The sequence below is a fragment of the Gluconobacter thailandicus F149-1 = NBRC 100600 genome (assembly GCF_000964465.1).
Lineage (GTDB): Bacteria > Pseudomonadota > Alphaproteobacteria > Acetobacterales > Acetobacteraceae > Gluconobacter > Gluconobacter thailandicus.
Genome location: NZ_BANH01000172.1, coordinates 1 through 1086 on the forward strand (window position 1 = coordinate 1; position 1086 = coordinate 1086).

General features: G+C 56.3%; 1 pseudogene. It reads right to left on the minus strand.

Annotation, left to right across the window (positions count from 1 at the left end):
* Nucleotides 1-68: 68 nt before the first annotated feature.
* Nucleotides 69-1086, minus strand: a pseudogene (locus B7444_RS16225) (IS701 family transposase); the annotation flags it as partial.

The following is a 1086-nucleotide window of genomic DNA, read 5'->3' on the forward strand; positions in this document are numbered from 1 at the left end:
GGGTAGTCTGCGTTGTGCAAGTTTTACGACGAGGCGCCTGATTTCCTGAATGGACCAGCGGACGACGATTATCGTGTTCTGCGTTGTGTTTTTTTCGGTTTCAATGAGTTTGCCTGATACCGGACACTTGCCATGACGGCATAGGCCAGCATGACCAGAGAGACATGCCGATGCCAACCATGCCAGGAGCGGGTTTCGTTATGATCAAGACCAAATTCGTTTTTGGCCGTCTCGAAACATTCTTCGATCCTCCAGCGCGTCCCTTCAACGTTCACGAGTTCCTGCGTGGTTGTCCCTTTCGGGCTCCAGGTCGTAAAATAGGCAAGGTCCCCGTCAGCGATGTTTCGGCGGATCAACAGGCCACGTGTCCATGGTCCGGCTATGGGGCTGTCAAATTCTTCAGCATCCAGATCAGCAAGCGGAAGATACGCCCAGTCATAAAGTCGCTCACCTTTTGTGCCGTGCCCCGCTGACAGGCGACGCCAAACCTGGTCTGGCAGTCCTGCTGCAATATCTTTCGCCTCTCCGGCAATTAGCGGTTCCGTTGCCCATGATCCGAACCAGTGATTGCCCTTGACCCCAAAAACATATCCAATTCCTGTCCGGCGAAGCATGCGTTCCACATCGCCGACGCCATACACGCTGTCTGCTGCAACCCAGCGTAAGGGCACACCGGCCTCAATACTCCGCTCAATCATCATCGAGGCTAACGCCGGTTTGGTTGCAAACACCACGTCATCGGGAACGTGGGCCTGCTTTAGGCGCTCACGGTTCGATGTCCAGTCTTTCGGGAGATACAGGGCGCGGTCCACAAAGGCATGGCCCCGCGCCGATACATAGGTGGCAAATACACCAATCTGGCAGTTCGTGATCTTGCCGGCAGATCCCGTATACTGCCGCCCACACCGTAGGACGCCTGACCCTTCTTCAGAAAACCGGTCTCATCGATGACCAGCACGCCCTCTTCAGTGGCCAGATGCTCAATCACATAATCCCTGACGACATCACGAAGGGCATCGGCATCCTAGTGCCCGCGCCCCAGAAGCGCCTGCTGCCGCCATGGACCAGGATCTCCTGCGGCTTCCG